The organism is Brevibacillus borstelensis, assembly GCF_003710865.1.
GTDB classification, from domain to species: domain Bacteria; phylum Bacillota; class Bacilli; order Brevibacillales; family Brevibacillaceae; genus Brevibacillus; species Brevibacillus borstelensis.
This window is the reverse complement of the sequence record NZ_RHHO01000001.1, coordinates 165,206-183,830: the sequence shown is the minus strand read 5'-3', so window position 1 is coordinate 183,830 and position 18,625 is coordinate 165,206. Positions and strand designations below refer to the sequence as shown.

The 18,625-nt window shown below is 49.4% G+C and carries 15 protein-coding genes and 1 riboswitch; of the genes, 3 read left to right on the top strand and 12 right to left on the bottom strand.

Annotated features, from left to right (window positions below; genetic code table 11):
* Positions 1 to 48 precede the first annotated feature (48 nt).
* The 4 genes from EDM54_RS00825 to EDM54_RS26825 are packed head-to-tail and all read right to left on the bottom strand — an operon-like array spanning position 49 to position 2,871.
* Positions 49 to 1,335, bottom strand: coding sequence for a TRAP transporter large permease (locus EDM54_RS00825; protein WP_031932077.1), 1,287 nt, complete (start codon positions 1,333 to 1,335; stop codon positions 49 to 51).
* Positions 1,332 to 1,811 carry a TRAP transporter small permease gene (locus tag EDM54_RS00820; RefSeq protein WP_031932076.1) on the bottom strand — a complete coding sequence of 160 codons (480 nt, stop codon included), beginning with the start codon at positions 1,809 to 1,811 and terminating at the stop codon, positions 1,332 to 1,334. Before EDM54_RS00820 ends, EDM54_RS00825 begins: the two co-directional genes overlap by 4 nt.
* Positions 1,812 to 1,832: 21 nt before the next feature.
* Positions 1,833 to 2,657, bottom strand: a complete 825-nt coding sequence (locus EDM54_RS00815; RefSeq protein WP_259676333.1) for a TRAP transporter substrate-binding protein — start codon at positions 2,655 to 2,657, stop codon at positions 1,833 to 1,835.
* Positions 2,658 to 2,664: 7 nt separating this feature from the next.
* The gene (locus EDM54_RS26825; protein ID WP_255320293.1) at positions 2,665 to 2,871 is read right to left on the bottom strand and encodes a hypothetical protein; all 207 of its coding nucleotides are present in this window, start codon (positions 2,869 to 2,871) and stop codon (positions 2,665 to 2,667) included.
* 429 nt (positions 2,872 to 3,300) lie between these two features.
* On the opposite strand from EDM54_RS26825, the gene EDM54_RS00810 reads away from it, so the two are divergent.
* The 3 genes from EDM54_RS00810 (at position 3,301) to EDM54_RS00800 (ending at position 5,547) form a co-directional block, all read left to right on the top strand.
* Positions 3,301 to 4,140, top strand: coding sequence for a methyl-accepting chemotaxis protein (locus EDM54_RS00810; protein WP_039070021.1), 840 nt, complete (start codon positions 3,301 to 3,303; stop codon positions 4,138 to 4,140).
* Positions 4,141 to 4,204: 64 nt separating this feature from the next.
* On the top strand, positions 4,205 to 4,852 hold the full coding sequence (locus EDM54_RS00805) for a Crp/Fnr family transcriptional regulator (protein WP_122957599.1): 648 nt from the start codon (positions 4,205 to 4,207) through the stop codon (positions 4,850 to 4,852).
* Positions 4,853 to 4,893: 41 nt separating this feature from the next.
* Positions 4,894 to 5,547, top strand: a complete 654-nt coding sequence (locus EDM54_RS00800; protein WP_003389329.1) for a Crp/Fnr family transcriptional regulator — start codon at positions 4,894 to 4,896, stop codon at positions 5,545 to 5,547.
* Positions 5,548 to 5,595: 48 nt separating this feature from the next.
* On the opposite strand, the gene EDM54_RS00795 is transcribed toward EDM54_RS00800, so the two are convergent.
* The 8 genes from EDM54_RS00795 to EDM54_RS00760 form a co-directional block, all read right to left on the bottom strand.
* Positions 5,596 to 7,476 (bottom strand): ABC transporter permease, encoded by a 1,881-nt coding sequence (locus EDM54_RS00795; protein WP_122957598.1) that lies wholly within the window; start codon positions 7,474 to 7,476, stop codon positions 5,596 to 5,598.
* Positions 7,477 to 7,488: 12 nt separating this feature from the next.
* A complete protein-coding gene (locus EDM54_RS00790) occupies positions 7,489 to 8,256 on the bottom strand; it encodes an ABC transporter ATP-binding protein (RefSeq protein WP_003389331.1) in 768 nt (255 codons plus the stop codon).
* Between the two features lie 403 nt (positions 8,257 to 8,659).
* Complete coding sequence (gene erm / locus EDM54_RS00785; RefSeq protein WP_024984247.1) at positions 8,660 to 9,601, bottom strand: 23S ribosomal RNA methyltransferase Erm; 942 nt, start codon at positions 9,599 to 9,601, stop codon at positions 8,660 to 8,662.
* Between the two features lie 510 nt (positions 9,602 to 10,111).
* Complete coding sequence (locus EDM54_RS00780) at positions 10,112 to 10,426, bottom strand: metal-sulfur cluster assembly factor (RefSeq protein ID WP_003389334.1); 315 nt, start codon at positions 10,424 to 10,426, stop codon at positions 10,112 to 10,114.
* A 203-nt stretch (positions 10,427 to 10,629) separates the two neighbouring features.
* Positions 10,630 to 15,393 (bottom strand): collagen binding domain-containing protein, encoded by a 4,764-nt coding sequence (locus tag EDM54_RS00775; RefSeq protein ID WP_122957597.1) that lies wholly within the window; start codon positions 15,391 to 15,393, stop codon positions 10,630 to 10,632.
* Between the two features lie 368 nt (positions 15,394 to 15,761).
* Positions 15,762 to 16,565, bottom strand: a complete 804-nt coding sequence (locus EDM54_RS00770) for a transglutaminase-like domain-containing protein (protein WP_003389336.1) — start codon at positions 16,563 to 16,565, stop codon at positions 15,762 to 15,764.
* Positions 16,566 to 16,579: 14 nt separating this feature from the next.
* A riboswitch (cyclic di-GMP riboswitch) is annotated at positions 16,580 to 16,666 on the bottom strand.
* A gap of 91 nt (positions 16,667 to 16,757) precedes the next feature.
* A complete protein-coding gene (locus EDM54_RS00765; RefSeq protein ID WP_031932071.1) occupies positions 16,758 to 17,435 on the bottom strand; it encodes a class D sortase in 678 nt (225 codons plus the stop codon).
* Positions 17,436 to 17,457: 22 nt separating this feature from the next.
* Positions 17,458 to 18,597: a response regulator gene (locus tag EDM54_RS00760; RefSeq protein ID WP_122957596.1), complete on the bottom strand. Its 1,140-nt coding sequence runs from the start codon at positions 18,595 to 18,597 to the stop codon at positions 17,458 to 17,460.
* Positions 18,598 to 18,625 lie beyond the last annotated feature (28 nt).

The following is an 18,625-nucleotide window of genomic DNA, read 5'->3' as shown; positions in this document are numbered from 1 at the left end:
TTTTGGCGGGCAGATGAAAATCTTGGCATCAGCCTGACAAAGGGGGGGTTATTGGGACAAGCCCAATATTTTCGGCACGAACAGGACGGCATCTTCCCAATAGGTGATCACAAACAAAATGGCAATCGCCATCACCAAAAACGGCATTGTCGCTTTTACAAGCCGCTCAAATTTGACCTCCGCAATGGAGGAGACGATAAAGAGTCCCGTACCCACCGGCGGTGTCAACAGACCGATCGTCAGGTTGATGCAGATGATCACGCCAAAATGGATCGGATCGATCTGAAATGCAGTGACGAGCGGCATCAGCACCGGCACCAAAATAATCAGCGCGGCAATGCCGTCCAGGATCATCCCGAGCAAGAGCAGCAGCAGATTGACCAGCAGCAGAAACACAAACGGACTGTCGGACACGGAAAGCATCGTACCCGCGATCAATTGAGGGATTTGCTCAAAAGCGATCATCCAGCCAAAAATGTTGGCCATCGCGATCAAAAAGGTGACCGTAGCCGTGCTGATGACGGTATTGATCAAAATTTGCGGCAGCTTTTTTACGTGCAGCTCCTTGTACAAAAACGTGCCGACAAGGAATGCGACGACACAGGCAATCGCCGCCGATTCAGTCGCCGTGAACGCCCCGCTCAAAATCCCGAAAATGATGATAAAGGGCACCAGCAGCGCTGGCAAAACTTGAACCGTTCTTCTCAGCATCTCTTTTCCCGAGGCGCGTTTGCTCTTCGGAAAATTGTTCTTATACCCCAAATAAGCGATCAGAGCCGTGAAGCCAATCCCGTAAATAATGCCGGGAACAATCCCCGCCATAAACAGCCCGCCAATCGAGGTCCCTGACAGCGTCCCGTAAATAATAAAGATCATGCTCGGCGGGATAATCGGCGCGACGATGGACGACGCCAGCGTCAAGGCCGAGGAGAATTCCCGGTCATAGCCCTCCTTTTCCATTTCCGGAACCATCACCTTGCTCATCATCGCAGCCTGCGCATTGGCCGATCCGAGAATCGAAGCCAGAAACATGTTCGACACCACCGTCACATAAGCCAGCCCGCCGCGAACATGCCCCACGAACACCTTCGCGAACTGGACCAGCCTGGTCGTGATGCCGCCTCCGTTCATCAGCTCCCCGGCAAGCATAAACAGCGGGATCGCCAGCAAGCCGAAATTCTCCAGACCGGAGTAAAGCCGCATCGGTGTAGATGTGAGCAGTGTTGTGTTCCCCATGAGTAAGAAATAGACGATCGTGATCATGCCCAGGACAAGGGAAATCGGGATGCCCATCAATAAAAAGAGCAGAAACAGCAGGATTACCAATGTGGTCAACGGAATTCCTCCTCTCGGATCAGATCGATCAGATTGGACAACAGATGGATGGCGGAAAACGTCAAGCCGACCGGCACCGCGCTGAACGGAATCCACATCGGGAGGAGGATGGCTGTCGACTTTTGAAAAGCAACGCCTGGCGACAGCACCCATGTATAGCTGTAATAGAGCATCACCGCGAGAAATACGAGCATCAGGATATGCCCGGCAATGCCTGCCATTTTCTTTACCTTCGCCGTCGCGTACTCAAGGACAATGGTAACGGCGGCCTGAGACTTGTACTTCAGTCCCAGGCTGCCGCCGATAAAACTGCTCCAGATCAATAAAAAGATCGACACCTCCCCCGCCCATGACAGGGGGGCATTCAGCACGTAGCGAAACACGACTGCGAGTGCAACAATGACAGCCATCGCAAACATGAGGACAATGGCTAAATACTTTTCCACCGTAGAAATGAGGTCGCTCAATGCTTTCATGGTCTGTTCCCCTTTGGCTGCCTATTTGCGGAATGTATCGATAAACTCTTGGATGAGCGGGTTGGTCGGTCCGTATTTTTGGTCAAACTCCTTCATGATGGGACCAAACAGAGCCGGATCGATCTCATAGATTTTCATTCCTTTGTCACTGAGCGTTTTTTTGAACTCTTCTTCCTGCCCCGCTCTGGTCGTTGCGGAAAAATCAGCCGCCGCGGCAATGGCGTCGCGAACAATCTGCTTGTCCTCATCCGGCATCTTGTCGAACGTCCCTTTGCTGACCATCGCGACCGCAGGCCACACCATATGATTGGTCACAGCCCCGTACTTCACGACTTCGTAGTATTTGTTGGTGATGGTCGCATCGAGGTCCATATCCATTCCGTCGATCACGCCGGTTTGAACGGCCGAATACACCTCGGGCAGCGGCAGTCCTTCCGTCGATGCGCCTGCAAACTTGTAAAAATCCTGCAGCGGAGGGCTCGGGGTGACCCGCAGCTTCAGTCCCGCCATGTCTTCCGGCTTCAGTACCTCTTTGTCTTTAAACAGCATCACGCGCTGCCCGGCGAATAAATAATCAAGGCCCACCAATCCCTGCTGCTCCAGTGTCGCGAGAATTTTTTTGGCTACGTCCGTATGCCTGGCTTCATTTGCCGCCTTCAGATCAGGAAATGCATAAGGCGTAAACCAGGCAGAAAATGAAGGAGACCTGGAGCTGAGATAGGCCGCTGTAATCAAGCCGAAATCGACCGAACCGGCACCGATTTGCTGAACCATGTCAGCTTCCGTTCCCAACTGGCTGGACGGATATATCTCCAGCTTCATCCGGCCTCCGGAACGCTTGTCCAACTCTTCTTTAAACTTTTCCGCCGCCAAATGCCATGTGTGTAGGCGGCGTAATATGGGCCAGCTTGAAGTTGTAGCTCGGCTTGGAGTCGCCGCCTGCTGCCGCAGGCTGATTGGAAGTACCGCTTGGCGCCGCATTTCCGCCGCAGCCTGCAGTCATGACAATCATCAGACAAGCCGTCAAAAGGGATGCCCCCCATTTTTTTACCTTTTTCATTGACTACCCCTCCATTTTTTCATGTACGACCCCTTCATGAATCATTGAACAAGCTGCTTTCGTCTAACCTGCCGGATCGTTTCGCCGGATTGTTCCCTTACCCCCCAACCACTATCGGAATCTTTCGATAATTTTGTGCCCGCTTTCCGTTTCAGGCAAAAAGGACGGTGCTATGATTTTACTAAATGGGAAGCTGGAGTATTGTAAAGCGCTTAACGTTTCAACCACATTTTTTGACAAAAAACGGCTTGATATCGCATCTGAATGTAAACCATTTAACATGATTTCTGTTTTTTTGTTTTGTCCATGCTCCATAGATTGAAAATACTCTTTTTCTTCATCTATAATATTCGTGGAAGGTTCTGAAAATTTAGAATTGGTGTGGCAAAACGATACGGAAAACGTTTTTGGTGAAGGGGTTTGAAGGCAATGAGCCTGTTGGAAAATGTCGTCCGCGTTTCTTCTCTCATGCATAAAATGGTCTTATGCTTTGAAGAAGACTTTACGCTGGGAGTAACGGATCGGGAAAAATTTTTAACCTATATTCCTGGAAAAACCCTGCAGTTTGGCTTGTCTCCTCACGCTCCGATCAAGGAGGGCAGTCTTGCCAAGCACATCCTGGAGCAAGGGATGCCCGTCAGCAAAGTCATGGATTCCTCCGTATACGGGATTGCCTATCTGGCCGGCGGACTTCCCATCAAGGAAAATGGAATCATTGCCGGTGTCCTTGTCTTTGGAGTCGGCCTGGATCGACAAAATACGCTGACACAGATCGCCGGGCATTTGTCGTCGATCGTCGAAGAGGTTTCTGCACAATCCATCGAAATGCAGAAAGGCTCTGAAGTCTTATCCTTGCACAGCGAAAAACTGCATACCGTCACGACCGGGATGCTGGAGCAGTTGAAAACGACTTTTACCGTATTGAAATCGATCTCGCAGATTGCCAAGCAGTCCGAAATTCTCAGCCTGAATGCCTCGATTGAGGCCGCACGGGCTGGCGAACACGGCAGAGGCTTCAACATCGTCGCCGGAGAAATGCGCCGTTTGGCAACGATGTCCGGAGATTTTGCCAAAGAGATTTCTCAGAACCTCTCTTCACTCCAAGCAGAAATGGCCTCGATCTCGGAAATGGTCCTGGACTCGAAGAATCTGACCCAGGGACAGACAGAAGGCATAAGAGAGCTGGCTTCGGCCATACAGGAAGTAAACCAGGAAGCCACCCTGCTCCAGCAGATGTCAAAAATTCACTCAAGCTCCCCGACCGGGTAGTCGAAACCGCCAACCGAGCCCGTTTTTCGAGCATCCACAATTCCAATTGTAAGGAGTGTTCGATATGGTATCTCCGTTTGAAACCGATGTGAAATGGGAATCGTTCCTGAAGTACGGGACCCGGCAATTTTGTAAAGGAAAAACGATCATATACAAGCAAGGCACGATGGGAGAAGGTTTTTACTACCTCCATAAAGGTCTCGTAAAAATCATTTCCACAACGGCAAAAGGGAATGACCGTCTGTTAAACATCGTCGTTCCCGGCCAGATCATGGGCGTCCAATCCATGGATCGTCATACGCACTTCACCACAGCCGTTGCCGTAAAGAACTCGGTCGTCTACCACTTCTCCTGTGCCCAATTTCAAGAAATGCTCAAGGCTCAACCTGAATTGCTCTCGCTGTTCACACAAACTGTCAGCCAGAAACTGCGTATTCTCCTTTTTGCCATCAACATGAAAGCGCTTACTTCAGAAGGGCAGATTGCCTCCCTTCTTTTGAATCTTTGCGACGATTTTAAGAACTACGAGGTTCCGCTCACCCAGCAAGACCTGGCCGACTGTGCCGGTCTGACGCGGATCACCGTCTATAAGATTCTGAAGCAGTGGAAAGAAAGCAGAATTATCGAGATCAAAAACCGGACCTTTGTCATCCAGAAACCGGAATTGCTCCGCTATCCGTATCGATACACCCAGACGGCGTTGACTGTCTAGCTTCCGCTGTCCAAGGCAGATCACGAGAAAAGGAGATCGCCATGACCAATCTGCGCTACAAATGGGCCCCGTTTTTGATGTATGGCCAAAAGCTGGAGTATAAAAAGAACGCCACCGTCTATCGCCAGGGCGAACAGGGAAACGGTTTTTACTACCTGGATCGCGGCGGTTTAAAAATCATCCTCTTATCCGCGAACGGACACGAGCGCACCATCGACTACGTGCCAACCGGCGGATTGTCTGGCGAGCACGGGGCCTTTAAAGGGCCCTACGTGACTTCCGCCATCACCACCTCCCCCTCCGTTTTGTACTTCTTCTCCGATGAAGCGCTGTCCAATATATGCAAAGATCACCCCCAGGCCGCCGTCCTTTTTACCAATTCGCAAATATACAAGGTTCGGCTGCTGGCTGAAATCATCGCATTCCAGGACTGTCCGGTCGAACAGCAGATGGCCCATTATTTGATCAGACTATACACCGTTCATGAAAATGAAAACGTCCCGATCGATCAAACGTCATTTGCCCGCTACATCGACACCTCCCGCATTACCGTAAACAAGATTTTGCAAAAATGGCGGCAGCAAGGGCTGATCGAGCTTTCCAACCGCGGTGCGATTCGCATTGCAGATGTCGAAAAGATCAGGGAAATTGCTTATAAAACCGGGGAGTTGGAGGGAATGAGCCTTTGGCAGTAGGCCGCTTCCCTCCATAAAAAAACCCCCGGGAAATCGGGGGATTTTCGCTTATGCTTCTTTCGGCAGGACAATTCCTTTGTAAAGCTGTACCGTAATCCAATAGTAAAATGTGTAGATGACCAGGAAAATGCTGATCGGTACCCAAATGCCCACATACGGTTCTTCCAGGATAAACGAGAACATGTTCATCCCTACGAGAACGTGAACCAGACCGATCAGGGCAGGAAACACGAAGACGACGAACAGCTCCTTGTAAATCGAACCGACAAGCCATTCCTGGCGAACTCCGATTTTGCGAAGCATGCTGTAGCGGTCTTTGTCCCGGGTAGCCCCGGACAGGATTTTAAACATCAGGCAGCTAGCCATCATCGCCAAAAAGGCAATTCCGAGGAAGAAGCCCATGAACATCGTCCCGCTCGTAAAGGCATAGAGGCTGGCATATGTGGTGTATTTCGAATAAAGCTGGGGACCCTCGGCTCCAGTCTCATCAGCATACAACCGGGTTTGCCGCTCATCGATTTCTTTCAGCTCCTGCTTGTACTTTAAAAAGTCATCCACCCTGGCGAGCACGACCGAGCGCTCTTCTCCCTGGATACCGCTATACGTCGTTTGATCGACGATGCGGACTGCCTTGCCGTTGATCATCTCGTAGCTGTTGATAAATTCGCCCGTGACCGCTTCCTGCCAGTCAGGGGGCATCGACTCGATGTCCGGCCCCAGGTTTTCCTCAGGATGATCATACACGCTGTACACCTTGGACGGGAGAGACGTTGACACGCGCTTGACCCGGTTGTCCGGATCGTAGTCCTCCAATCCGATCGTGTTGATTAGCGGCGGATCCGCCAGCAAATCGTCCTTCAGGTAGTAAATCCCCGCATCATCCACCTTGTATCGGTACGTGTTTTGTTCCTCGACCGTCATTGCTTTCAAGGCTTCATAGTCTGCAGGCACAGGCTTGTGAATAATGACGTCATAGACTTTTCCCATTTCCGCCATCAGGCTCACGTTTTTCTGAAAAGCCATGCCCCCAGCCATTGCCCCAACGCCGAGCGCGATCAGCATCGCTACCGTTCCGAGCACCTTTGTCAGGTTGTTTACGCGAAAGCGAAGCTGCGCGAATGTGAAAGCATTTAGTTTACGCTCATTCCACACCCGATTCTTTTTCAACGCATTTACAAACACCGGCAGCAGGGTGATGAAAATCAAATAGGTTCCAATGGTGGTAGCTGATGCCGCGATGAAGAGTCCGATTTCCCTGAGCTCTTCCATATGGACAAGCGCATAATAACCTGCTGCGAGTCCGGCAAGGCCGATCAGTGCAAGCAGAACCGTAGCGAAGCCCTTTCGCTGTACCCTGTCATTTTGCTGTTCGGCCCGGATGAGGTCCAGCTCTGTCGCACGGGCCAGCTTGATTGCATTGACCGATGACGTCAGCAGAAAGAGCACCAAAAAGAACCCGCACGTCATCATGATGGAAGGGAGATAGAAGGGCTGGTAGCCTTCAAGCGAGATATCGAGCTGCTTCATCAGCAGGCTCCCTACCCCGCTCGCCAGCCCTGCTCCCGCGATGGTGCCGATGACCAGGGAAATGATCCCGAGCACAAGCGTTTCCAAAAACAGGATTTGGCTGATCTTCCTCTTCTTCGCGCCCAATATCATATACATCCCGAGTTCTTTGCGTCTGAGCGACAGCAAGAACGAGTTGGCGTAAAAGATATAGAAGAAGGTAATGAACGCCAGCAAAACAGAGCCTACATTAAAAACGAGCTGGATCGAGCTGATCACCGAATTTTGTTTCGTAAAGTCACCATTCAGCGCCAGCGTCTGGAACATGTAAAAGATCGTAATCGAGATGACCAGACCGATCAGGAGAACCAGATAGTCCTTCATCATTTTTCGCATACTTGAAAGCGAAAGCTTCAACAGCATGTGCATTCCCTCCTAGCGCACATCATGCGATGCACCCAGCTCGGCAAGTACATCCAGGATTTGCTTGAAGAATTGCTGACGGTCTTGTGTCCGGTGAATTTCCGTATACAATTTTCCGTCCTGAATAAAGAGAATGCGCCTGCAATAGCTTGCACTGAAAGCGTCGTGCGTGACCATCATGATCGACACGCCGTGGTTCTCGTTCAGATCGGTCATCGTCTCCAGCAAGCTTTTCGCGTTTTTGGAGTCAAGCGAACCGGTCGGCTCATCAGCCAGCAGAATGGCCGGATCATGCACCAGCGCACGTGCGGCCGCAGCCCGCTGCTTCTGCCCGCCGGAAATCTGGACCGGGTACTTCTGCAATATCTCCTGAATCCCCAGCGTTTGCGCCACCTTGTGCACCTTGGGGGCAATCTCGCTCGAAGAGACGCCTTGCAGCGACAGGGGCAGGGCGATATTTTCATACACCGTCAAGTTTTCCAGCAGGTTGAAGTCCTGAAAAATGAAGCCCAGCTTTTGCGAACGGAAGTCCGCAAGCTGATTCTGTTTCATCTGGGTGATGTCCGTTCCGGCGATCTGAATGAATCCGTCCGTGGGGCGATCCAGTGTGGAAATGACATTCAGCAGCGTCGTTTTTCCGGAGCCGGAAGGACCCATGATTCCGACAAATTCGCCTTCCTGGATAGTCAGCGATACTCCTTTCAACGCATGCGACTGACTTTCTCCTCGATTTCCGTATATTTTTTGAACGTCTCTGACTTCAAGTACAGATGCTTTCACATTTATTCCTCCCAAGCTTATTCCCGAAACTCAAATGGCAGTCGGTTTGCTTCTCGTTGTATTAACTGTAACCAGTTTCCAGACAAGTAGCTATTGATCTACCTTACATTTTGCTTTCGGTTTTGTAAGGAAAACTTTGTTCGAGCTTGGGTGGAGAGATGAAAAAGGAGAAAACCGCTTAAAGTACGGTGGGACACCTGCTCGAGGGTTGTACTGGCCGGCTGCATTCCAAAAGCGGAACCGCGTCCAAAAGCAGCCGGTTCCCGGTGCTTTTCAAAGGTTGGACTCTTAAAAGAGTGTTCCGCTTTTTCCATTTCGCCTAGGTAGGTGTCCCAAAGACTTTCGCGTTTTCTCCTTTTTCATCTCTATCGCTTTTCTTGTTTTTCTTGCTTTGTTTTAAAGATTATTTCTTTTGTTTTGGGTTTTTTAGCATCCTTGGCTTTGATATCTTTGGCATTTTTGGCTTTGGCATCTTTGGCGCCTTCGCCCTCGGAATCTTCGGCATCTTCTTCTTTGGCACCTTTGGCCATCGGCTTGGGTCAACATACCGGAGCATCGAGTGAAAGAGCTGCCCCCACTGTTGCTCATTTAGAGAAGACACCGCTTGATTCCGCTCCAGTCTCAACGCTTTTACCACATGCTTGATTTGGGAAGGGGTAAAAACTCCCTGTAAGGCCGCAAAGACAGGCGCTTGCGGCTGCTGGAGGATATAAGTGGCCAACGCCATAAACCTTGCATGAGCTTGCAGTGGAACCAATGGACTTTGCTTTCTGAAGATCGTTACTATTGCTGACTCGACCTTTGGGGGCGGTGAGAAATGGTCTGGCGATACCGTCCGGACGAGCCTGAGATCAAACCACATCCGCCATTTCAGGATTCGTGGATTCGTAATCCGCACACTGGTAAACCGTTTGGCCGCCCCTTTTTCCATGATGAGCACGGCTCTCTGCAACGGAACAGCAGGGTCGTCCAGAAGCTTCCCGAGTATCGGCGTGGTGATGGAGAATGGAATATTGGCCACGACACTGAACGGACTTTTGGGAAGGTTGAACTGTAAAAAATCTTGCCTGTTCATCCGAATATTCGCTACTCCTTGCATCTTATCGAGCAGCTTCTCGGCAAAAACCGGATCGTTCTCCACAGCGATGACTCTTGCCGCTCTTTTTGCCAACGGGAATGTTATCGCCCCTTTGCCGGCGCCGATGTCTATTACCGTATCATTCGGCGTTATCTTCGCCATGTCGATCATGTCTTTGCTCAATTGTTTATTAATCAACAAATGTTGTGCAGAGAAGTTTGAGGAGATCCGGGATTTTCCCCTGGATGTCCGTCTATTTTTGGGCATAAAAAGCACCTCATTCATTCGTAGTAGGGAATGAAAAAGGCACAGCACAAATAAACCTGGACCATTTCTAAAAAAATGGACAGGTTATACATGTTCTGTACCTTACATTACCTTGTACGCATGAATGCGATGCAACACATAAAATCGGGTCCTCCCTAATGGGAATTCATAAAGGATGTACATCTATCGGTTAGCAACATCGTTCTACATGAGTGCAGTTTTTTCGGGGCGCACTCAAGTTATAGAGTAACTTACGGGAAAGAACAAGTCTATTCTTTCCTTTGAATTCCCGATTTATTTTCTATGCTGCTTCCGCGGGCCAGCAATCTTGCATATCACTGTGCAAAAAAGGGTGCGTGTAGAAATCTTCAGGGTTTCACTGATCCGCTGCTGCTGTTGGCTCCTGATCGGACCGCCCGTTTTGGTGAAGCGGCAAAAAGCTCAAGTATGTCAGGCTTGAGCTTTTTGTCATGCTGTTTGGAGCTTGTTGTTCAGACTTTTCCCGGCCGCTTACACATGGGCCCTTCGATTTCTGATCTCTTCCCTCGCACGGTCATTCATTCGGGCCGGACTCCATCTTGGCTCAAAAACGAGGTTGACATGAACGTTCCCTACCCCTGGAATGCTTTTGGCTTTGGCTTCCACATTGCTGACGATCATATCGCGAAGCGGGCATTCGGGAATGGTCAACGTCATAGTGACAGTCACATTGTTTTCCTCATCGACCGCAATGTCGTATACCAGGCCCAGATCGACAATGTTCACACCTACTTCCGGATCGATCACTTCTTCGAGCTCTGCCCAGAGCTTTTCTGTTACATCCATCATTCCATCCCCCTTCATGAGGATAGGTTTTCCTTTGTCGCCCTGTTTATTGCATTGGCCGCGCGATTCCATATCCATATGCTTCAAGCCGTAGCATTCCCGCAAATAAAAAGAGGCTGCCCCGCCAGCAGTACAACTACTTGCGAGACAGCCCCAAGCAGGCTTATGGTTTATTGATGTCCGTTTGAATGTGCGTAATTCCGTTACATGTTGCGCATGGAACGGGTTCTTCTGTAGAGCCACGCTCCAAGAACAATGAGGCCGGCTCCCGCCAACTGAAGCGGGAGGTGGCTCTCTTCTCCAGTCTTCGGCAGGACCTTTTTGGCTGCCTTGTCCGGATGGATGCCGCCAGTCGGAACATCTCCATCTACCTCATACAGCATTTCCTCTTCATTGCCGTCTTTATCTTTGACAATAATCGAGAACGAATCTTTTTGTTTTTTACCGCCGTTAGGCGTGTATACCCATTTGCCGCTCGGATCGACTGTGACAGTACCATGCTTAGGCTGTTTGCCGATGGTTGGCGTTCCGCCTTCTGGCACTTTCACCGAACCGACAGGCTTGTCTACCTTCTCAACAGGCTTCGTTGGACTCGTAGGCACGCTCGGGCTTGGGGTAGTTGGCACCGGATCTACCGGTGTCACCGGCGCTGGATCTACAGGTTTTTCCGGTGTTGGTTCTACCGGAGTTGGCGTGACAGGCACCTCCGGCTTGGAAGGCTCGCCAGGCTTGGACGGCTTGGACGGAACGCCCGGTATTTCTGGTTTCTCTTCAGGCTCGTCCCGATCCGGTCTGTCCGGCTTGTCCTTGCCTGGTTTCTCAGGCTTTTCCGGTTTCTCCGGGTCTACCGGCGGATTGGGTGGGTCTACCGGTGGCGTTCCACCGCCGCCTCCGCCAGAGTAGCGGACGTTCCCGATCGTTACGGTTGTAATCTCATTCTTTTTAATCTCGAATTCAGTTAGTCTGTCTTTGATGACATAACCGCTGGGTGCTCGTGTTTCCTCGAAATAATAAAGGCCAGGTCTGAGATCTGGAACGTGCAATTCACCGATTTTGTCCGTGGACAGTCCGCTCAGGATCGGCTTCTTGTTCTCGTCCAACACTCTGAACTGCGCACCTTCCAGCTTGACGTCTGGTCGATTGGAATCGACTTTGGTCAGTGTTGCAGAACCCGGGATCAGCTTGTTCGTAAAGATTTTCTGTACGACTTCGCCTTCATTTACGATCTCGAACTCCAATGTTTCCTGACTGACCAGATAATCAGTTGGAGCTGTAATTTCGACAAATTGATACTTTCCTGCCTTCAGGTCTGGTATCACCAGTTTGCCATTTTCATCTGTTGAAAGGTTCGACTGCAGCGTTTTGCCGTCTGCATCGCGGAGCTCAAATACCGCTCCTGCCAGCGTAATGTTATGGTCAAACTCGTCTACCTTCACGAGTTCTACTGAACCGCGATTCGCAACATTCTTCATCGTCCATGGAATCACGGCAGTCTGATTTGGCCGAATCGTGAAAGGAATCGGTGTTTCATCCAGCTTGTACCCTTTCGGCGCACTTGTTTCGATTAACTGATAATCTCCAGGCTCCAATTTCGCGAGATAGAGCTCTCCGTTTGCGTCAGTTACAAGCGAAGTGTGGTCAGCAACGTCTTCAAACTTATCGCCGTTTTTCCGCTGGAGTTTGAAGACAGCGCCTTCGAGCTTCTTCTCGCCATCCTCCGAATCGACTTTCGTCAATTTAAAGCTCCAGTCGCCTTTTTGGTTTGTAACCGAAATTTCTTTGTCTTCTTTGAAAGCAATCAATTTGCCGCTTGCGTACGCTTCATCGACGAGATACCCAGATGGGGCCGATTTTTCTTTGAGTACATACTCTTTAAAGCTGTATTTTTTCTTTGTTACTGCTACTCCCTGTTCATCGGTTACAAGCGTTTCAAGCAGCATTTTGCCTGTCTTGTCATACAGTTCGAATGTGGCTCCTGCCAATAATTCACCTGATGCGGCATCCGTTTTCACGATTTTGATGAATGCTTTCCCAGCAGGGAACGCCCCTCCGCCAGCTCCTGACAAGCTGACTTTGATTCCACCTTGTCCACTGCCATCGTCAGCCAGGGACGTTCTTCCGGCAAAAGCGGCGCTGTTCTTGATGTATTCTCCATTTTCCGCGATGATGAACGACTTGTATTCCAAAATATAGGCGCTCTCAATCGGCTTTTTGAAGATCAATTCAAAGCTATGCTCCCCATCCGCTGGCGTAAGAACTTTCAGTTCGTAGTCCGCGGGATCGGCTGGTTCGCCTTTGCTCACTACCCCGTTGGCATCCACCACCGTCTGATAGAGCTGGAAGGATTCCGGAAGGAGCACTTGATTGTCAGACAGCTTGTCCGTTACTTTCGCACCGGCATCGATCCAGGACTGGTTTCGATTCAGGTAAATGGTCCAGAACGCATTTTCTGCATCTGCCCCTGTTCCCTGCTTGCCTTGTTTAAGGATATACTCCCCACCATGCTTTGGCTTCACCGAAGCGGATTGGGCAAACAACGCCGGCCCGCCGCCATCGCTCATGGTTGCATCGTTCATGTATTCTGCCAAGACCTCATGGCCTTTCAGGCTCGTCTGGTACGTGATGCGATATGCAGAGTCGATGGGATCTTTAAACGTCAGTGCAAAGCCTTCGTGACCTTCACTGTTCTTCAGCCCGCCTTCAAACGAATACGCACTGCTCGGCAGCCCTTCTTTAACCTCTACCTGGTCGGCTCCACCCTGGAGGTTCAAACGATTCACCTTCAGGGATTCCTTGACAAATGTTTGCTCTCCCTGATAGAAATCCTTGATCACCGCCTGGTTAATCTCTTGCAGATTGTAGTTTACATCGATGATCCAGGTGATGGTTTTCGTTTTAGGGTTATACGTCCCCGTTTTATTCCCGTTGTTCTTGGTGTAACGGTCCGAGGAAACCGTTGCCGAATCTTCCCTCTCGTATGACACTCCGTTTTCAAGCCATGTCAGCTTTCCATGGTTGGTAATGTCATGGGCATTGAAGTAGTTCGGGTCAAACTTTGTCTTGTACTCGATGTCCACTTTCGTGCTGATCGGATGATTGAACTTGATCGTAAACCCTTCGCGATAATTGTTGATGGGCTCGATCGTGTAATCTGTCCCCTCTGTCAATCCGGAAATTTTCAGGCTATCTTTGTCAAGCTCAATCCCTTGGCCCTTGTAGTGGTCGGTGATGACAACTTCGTCCATTTGATAGTTGTCATAGTTCAGATACATCTTCCAGAGAATGGTCTTGGTGCTGTAGTTGATGTCCTCGTTTTTGGCGTCCTTCCAAAAGATGACCTGGTACATCCCTTTCGTTGCCTGTTTAGTCGTGCCATCGTACATCTCTGCCTTGTTCGTCACATTGACACTCTTGCGAACACGGTCCTTCGCTTTTGTGTCGTAAATGATTTCATAGGCAGACTGAACGCCGTTCGGAAAGTCCAGTTTAAAGCCGTTTGGAAGTGTATCGTCTATGATGTATTCATTAGAAGCCACTTGGTTTCCCCGGGTCGCCTTACCGTTTTCGTCGATGGTAACCTCGTAGACTTTCAGTGTGTCCTTGAGGAATTCCTGAGTCTGCTCAGTTTCAAAGGTATCGACAATCCAGGCACTTCCCGGTGCAATCACTTGCTCATTGTAATTGTACTCAATGGACCAAGTGAGGGTTTGTGTAGAAGACTTGTAATCAAGAGACTTTTTCGCGAGCGGTTCGCTGAATGCCACACTGACGGATGCTGAATCGTCCTTTGCGTACGAACCGCCCGTAACCGACACATTGTTGGTGTATGTCGTATTTTTGGCCTCAAGGATATTTGTTTTGTACTTGACGCGATACGCTTTATCGATATCTCCAAAGACCAGCTGGAACTGATTGCCGGAGACTGTTGGCTGTATCGTCACAGCACTTCCCTGCCTTACACTTCCGTCCAGCATGACCTCCAGCTCATATACCTCGACAGAAGAAGAAACGAGTTCAAGTCCGGCAGGTATGCTATCCTGGAAGGTCGCGCCTGTAATCTTTTGCTCGCCCTTGTTAAAATCGACAACCCAGTCGATCTCGCTTGGGTTCATTTTCTTGGCTGTTCCTTGCTTGTCCATTTCTTCCCGGATATTGGCTTTGAAATGAACGTTGATCGTTTCTCCGAACGGAAATTCGATCTGCTGCTTCGTTCCCCCGGAAAATTTGCTTTCGTCAAAGGTTCGCCAAACCTCAAACGTACCGACGAATTCGTCATTCTCCACATCTTCGCTAAAAGTGAAGGTAACGGTGCCTTCCGGTGTTACTTCAAATGTCCCTACGTCCCCCGTGAGAGGTCCATCCAAAAGTCGGTCTACCTTAAATTTGTCCGGCAGATCGAAGGTAAAAGTGTCGCCACCCTTATAGGTGTGCCCCTCCGGAAGATGCCAGTCGAAGATGATCTTTACCATTGATCCCTGATCAGGACGAATCTCGGTAATGTTATTACCTTCCTCATCCTTCATCGCCACTTTTGTTATGATGTTCTCTGGTGATTTTTCGGGCTCCACAGGTGGTGCTGGGGGCGGTGGAGGCGGTGGCGGGTCTGGCACCGGATTCGTTCCGGTTCCTGGATTCTCCGTACCTGGCTGCGGATTCTCCGTACCTGGCTGCGGATTCTCCGTACCTGGCTGCGGATTCTCCGTACCTGGCTGCGGATTCTCCGTGCCCGGCTGCGGATTCTCCGTGCCCGGCTCTGGATTCTCCGCACCTGGCTCTGGATTCTCCGCACCTGGTTCTTGATCCGTTCCCGGCTCGGACACCTCGCCACTTGTTGGGGCACCTTCTTCACTGGTGATTCCTGCGTTCATCGGTACTTCATTGGCACTGACAAACGCGGATGGCAAGAAGAGATTCACCAGCAAAGCGAATACTAAGTAAACAGATAAAAGCTTCTTTCGCTGCCACATCTTAACTACGTTCACCTCGCATGTTTAAATTGGCAAGGTCGTACGACTCTAGCAGCGATTACCCATATGAAGTTTTGATAATGCTGCCAGTCCCCTTTTCGCCGGGGAAGAAGAATATGACACCTTGCACAATCCTGAGAGCATGTTTTTTTCGTTGCTTCCTCCTCTCCATTGTTCTTTATTTGTAAGTGTCTAAAGCTGTTCTTTCTTGGTGGCGACTTACATCAAAATTTGTATGGTTTTGGCTGTTAAGCCACAAAACACACTATAAAAGATCACTCTGAATTTATTCTGAATAGGAGAAAACGAAAAGCCGCCCGCCTCTTTTATGAGAGGGAGCGGCTTCTGAGCAGTTCCTGCATCGTGTCCTAATACTGCTTTTCTATGACATATTCACTTTTATTCTTGATCATGGCCGGCTTTTTCGTTCCCTTTACCATAATCGAATCATATGTTGTATCGACCGTAATCCATTCGTTCGTCTCTTTCAAGTAAATCTCATTCCAGGCATGGTATTGCGGGATGTCGTTTTTCCGTCCCATCACCAGCTTGGCAGGAATCCCCTGGCTGCGCAGCATGGCGGCAAACAGCGATGCGTAATCGTAACAGATGCCTTGCCCTGCAGTCAATGTCGCATCTACCGAAGGGATGTATTCACTCGTAACTTGATTGGCTTTTGCGTAATCGTACTGGACGTTTTGGATCACATAATTGTAGATAGCTTGTACCTTTTCCTTGTCGGTCTTCAAGCCCTTGGTCAGCTCTCTGGCTTTTGCGGTCGCATTCGTCTTGTCGTTCCAGTAGATCATCTGGATCGGTTGCAGGAAAACGGCCTGCGGGCTTGATGCCGTCAGGTTCACTTCCTTGCTTTCTATCGAACGGTATTTATTGTTCGCAACGTGTTGCAGGAGTGTAATCGTATATTTGCCATCTCCTAGCTGTAGTGGGAAACGGTTGTTGTCTTTTACGCTATAATAGAAGTTCTGGTTGTCTTTCGTGATTTTTACTTTTTCATTGACTGGCTGTGCCGAATGATGGTGTTGAACTTTGACGATTCCATTATTGAGCTCGCTTACATCAATAAAGGAAGGAGCGGAGCTCGCCCACGCAGTCGCTGGAGCCGCCAGCAAACACATGCCTACCACTGTCATCGAAAGTCGTCGAAAAAACACAAAAAAACTCCCCTTTCGGTAGCTGGCTGCCATCTTGCATACACAAGGAAGGCCCTATAGCTTTGCGTCTCTAATTTTCATTAGATTTGCCATTATCGTTTGAAAGTTTTAAAATCAAATATACTAAAAAAATAATAGCATAACTTTACTAGAAAAGGGAGCCTCATCCTATCTTTTCTTGAAAAATATCAATCACTCTGTCATTTTTCCCCTAATAATCAGTCGGTGTGTCGGATTGTGCATCGGATGGCAGGTGATGAGCGTAATCTCCTTATCTTTTCCGTTCCCTTCCAAAACCCACACCTCTTCGGGCTTTACATACAATTTCTCTGTAACGGTATAGGAAAATTTGCTCTTGCCGTTGTCAACCTCGATCTTATCTCCTGCAGCCATCTCATCCAATCGATTGAAATTTCGACCGTATGTAAAGTTTCTGTGTCCAGCGATGGCATAATTGCCGACTTCCCCGGCCCTCCCGGTGTTTTCGATGCTCGCAACCGTCGTTTTCATATTGTTATCTGATGCACCGTGCAAAATGGGCAGCATTAGACCAATCTTTTCAATCGTCAAAATACCTTCCATATTCTTATAGCTGCCAAAGTCCGGTGCCGGCTTTTTCCCGTTCTCCTTCTCGGTCGCAGCATCGGCACTTTCTATCGCTGTCTCGCTATCTTCTGTTGAGGAAGGAATTGCCGGTGCAGGATTTGATCCAGCGGCCTCTTCCCCATTGGAAATATTCTGCAAACTGTTTTGCCATTCCTCGACAAGCTTTTGCTGCCGGTAGTCCTGATACTCTTCAGCCAGTGTTGGATAGCTCAGCACAACGATTCCGGCCACGATCAGAAGCATTGATAACAGTCTCATTTTCATGGTTTGCCCGTCCCTGTCCGTTTTAGGTTTGATCCCCTTTTTTCCATTGTTCATACCACTCCGTCAGTTCCTTGCTGGGAGCAACATCGAATTCCTCTCTCAGCTTGGTCGAGATCAGCTTGAACTGCTTGCTCACCTCGCCTTGGTGGTTCAACATGGCGTATATCTTCATTAAATAGAAGTAGCCCTCTTCCATTACTGGAAACTTTTCACGTATCTTTTGATAAATCAAAATCGCCTCGGTATATTGTTCAACCGATACGTAATATTCAGCAATTTGCTTGACATGGTTCAACCAGAGCAACCGCAAGCGCTCCTGCTCGTACTCTGCCCACAAATACGGATGCTCCTCCAGAAAATCGCCTGTGTACTTGGCCATGATAGACAAGTGCTGTTCCAATGTCTCTTCTGTAACTTTGGGAGCATCTCGCACCAAGGCTTCCCATTCCTCAACATCCAGCTTCACATCTCCCCACACCAGCCGATACCCTTCATCCTTGTATTTAATCTCCAAATCGAAGCCAATGCTCTTAATCATTTTCCGAATCTGATAAATGGCCGTATGCAGTTGTGTCCTCGACCGGACTGAATCGTAATCAGGCCAGAGCAAATCTATCAAAACCTGCTTGCTCACTGTCTTATCCCGATAGTGTACCAGATACGCAAACAGCTCCTGCCCCTTCAGTGTTTTCCAGGGAAGATATTGTTCGTTGCCTTGTTGATCGAGATAATGCAAGCTTTGCAAGCAGCAGAGTGTCATATGTTTTTGGCTGCTGTAGCTGACCGGGGTCTTCCCGGCGGATTCTGCCACCCGTTGCAGGGTCACAGCCAATCTGCCCTGATGGACAGGCTTCAACAAATAGTCGAGTGCGTTCATTTCAAAGGCTTTCACGGCATACTCTTGAAAGGCGGTAACGAAAACAATGTGAAGTTGCGGCTGAATGTTCAACAAGTGCTCAGCCAATTCAAATCCATCCATATCGATCATCTGAATATCCAGGAACGCTACATCCAGTTTTTCTTGCTTCGCGGCCTCCAATGCGGCATGCGGATCTTGAAAAGACCCCATCAAGTGAATGGGAGTGTTCGCGTTCTGTTCCTTCAGGAGCTTTTCCATTCTTCTCAATGCAAGCCTCTCATCGTCTACGATAATCGCTTTCAAGCATATCTCTCCTATTTTGCTTCAGCTG

Excerpts from the sequence above, each read along its gene's own strand:
- EDM54_RS00820 (WP_031932076.1), bottom strand. The coding sequence starts at position 1,811 with ATGAAAGCATTGAGCGACCTCATTTCTACGGTGGAAAAGTATTTAGCC.
- EDM54_RS26825 (WP_255320293.1), bottom strand. The coding sequence starts at position 2,871 with ATGAAAAAGGTAAAAAAATGGGGGGCATCCCTTTTGACGGCTTGTCTG.
- EDM54_RS00810 (WP_039070021.1), top strand. The coding sequence starts at position 3,301 with ATGAGCCTGTTGGAAAATGTCGTCCGCGTTTCTTCTCTCATGCATAAA.
- EDM54_RS00805 (WP_122957599.1), top strand. The coding sequence starts at position 4,205 with ATGGTATCTCCGTTTGAAACCGATGTGAAATGGGAATCGTTCCTGAAG.
- EDM54_RS00800 (WP_003389329.1), top strand. The coding sequence starts at position 4,894 with ATGACCAATCTGCGCTACAAATGGGCCCCGTTTTTGATGTATGGCCAA.
- EDM54_RS00795 (WP_122957598.1), bottom strand. The coding sequence starts at position 7,476 with ATGCTGTTGAAGCTTTCGCTTTCAAGTATGCGAAAAATGATGAAGGAC.
- erm (WP_024984247.1), bottom strand. The coding sequence starts at position 9,601 with ATGCCCAAAAATAGACGGACATCCAGGGGAAAATCCCGGATCTCCTCA.
- EDM54_RS00780 (WP_003389334.1), bottom strand. The coding sequence starts at position 10,426 with ATGGATGTAACAGAAAAGCTCTGGGCAGAGCTCGAAGAAGTGATCGAT.
- EDM54_RS00775 (WP_122957597.1), bottom strand. The coding sequence starts at position 15,393 with ATGTGGCAGCGAAAGAAGCTTTTATCTGTTTACTTAGTATTCGCTTTG.
- EDM54_RS00765 (WP_031932071.1), bottom strand. The coding sequence starts at position 17,435 with ATGAAAATGAGACTGTTATCAATGCTTCTGATCGTGGCCGGAATCGTT.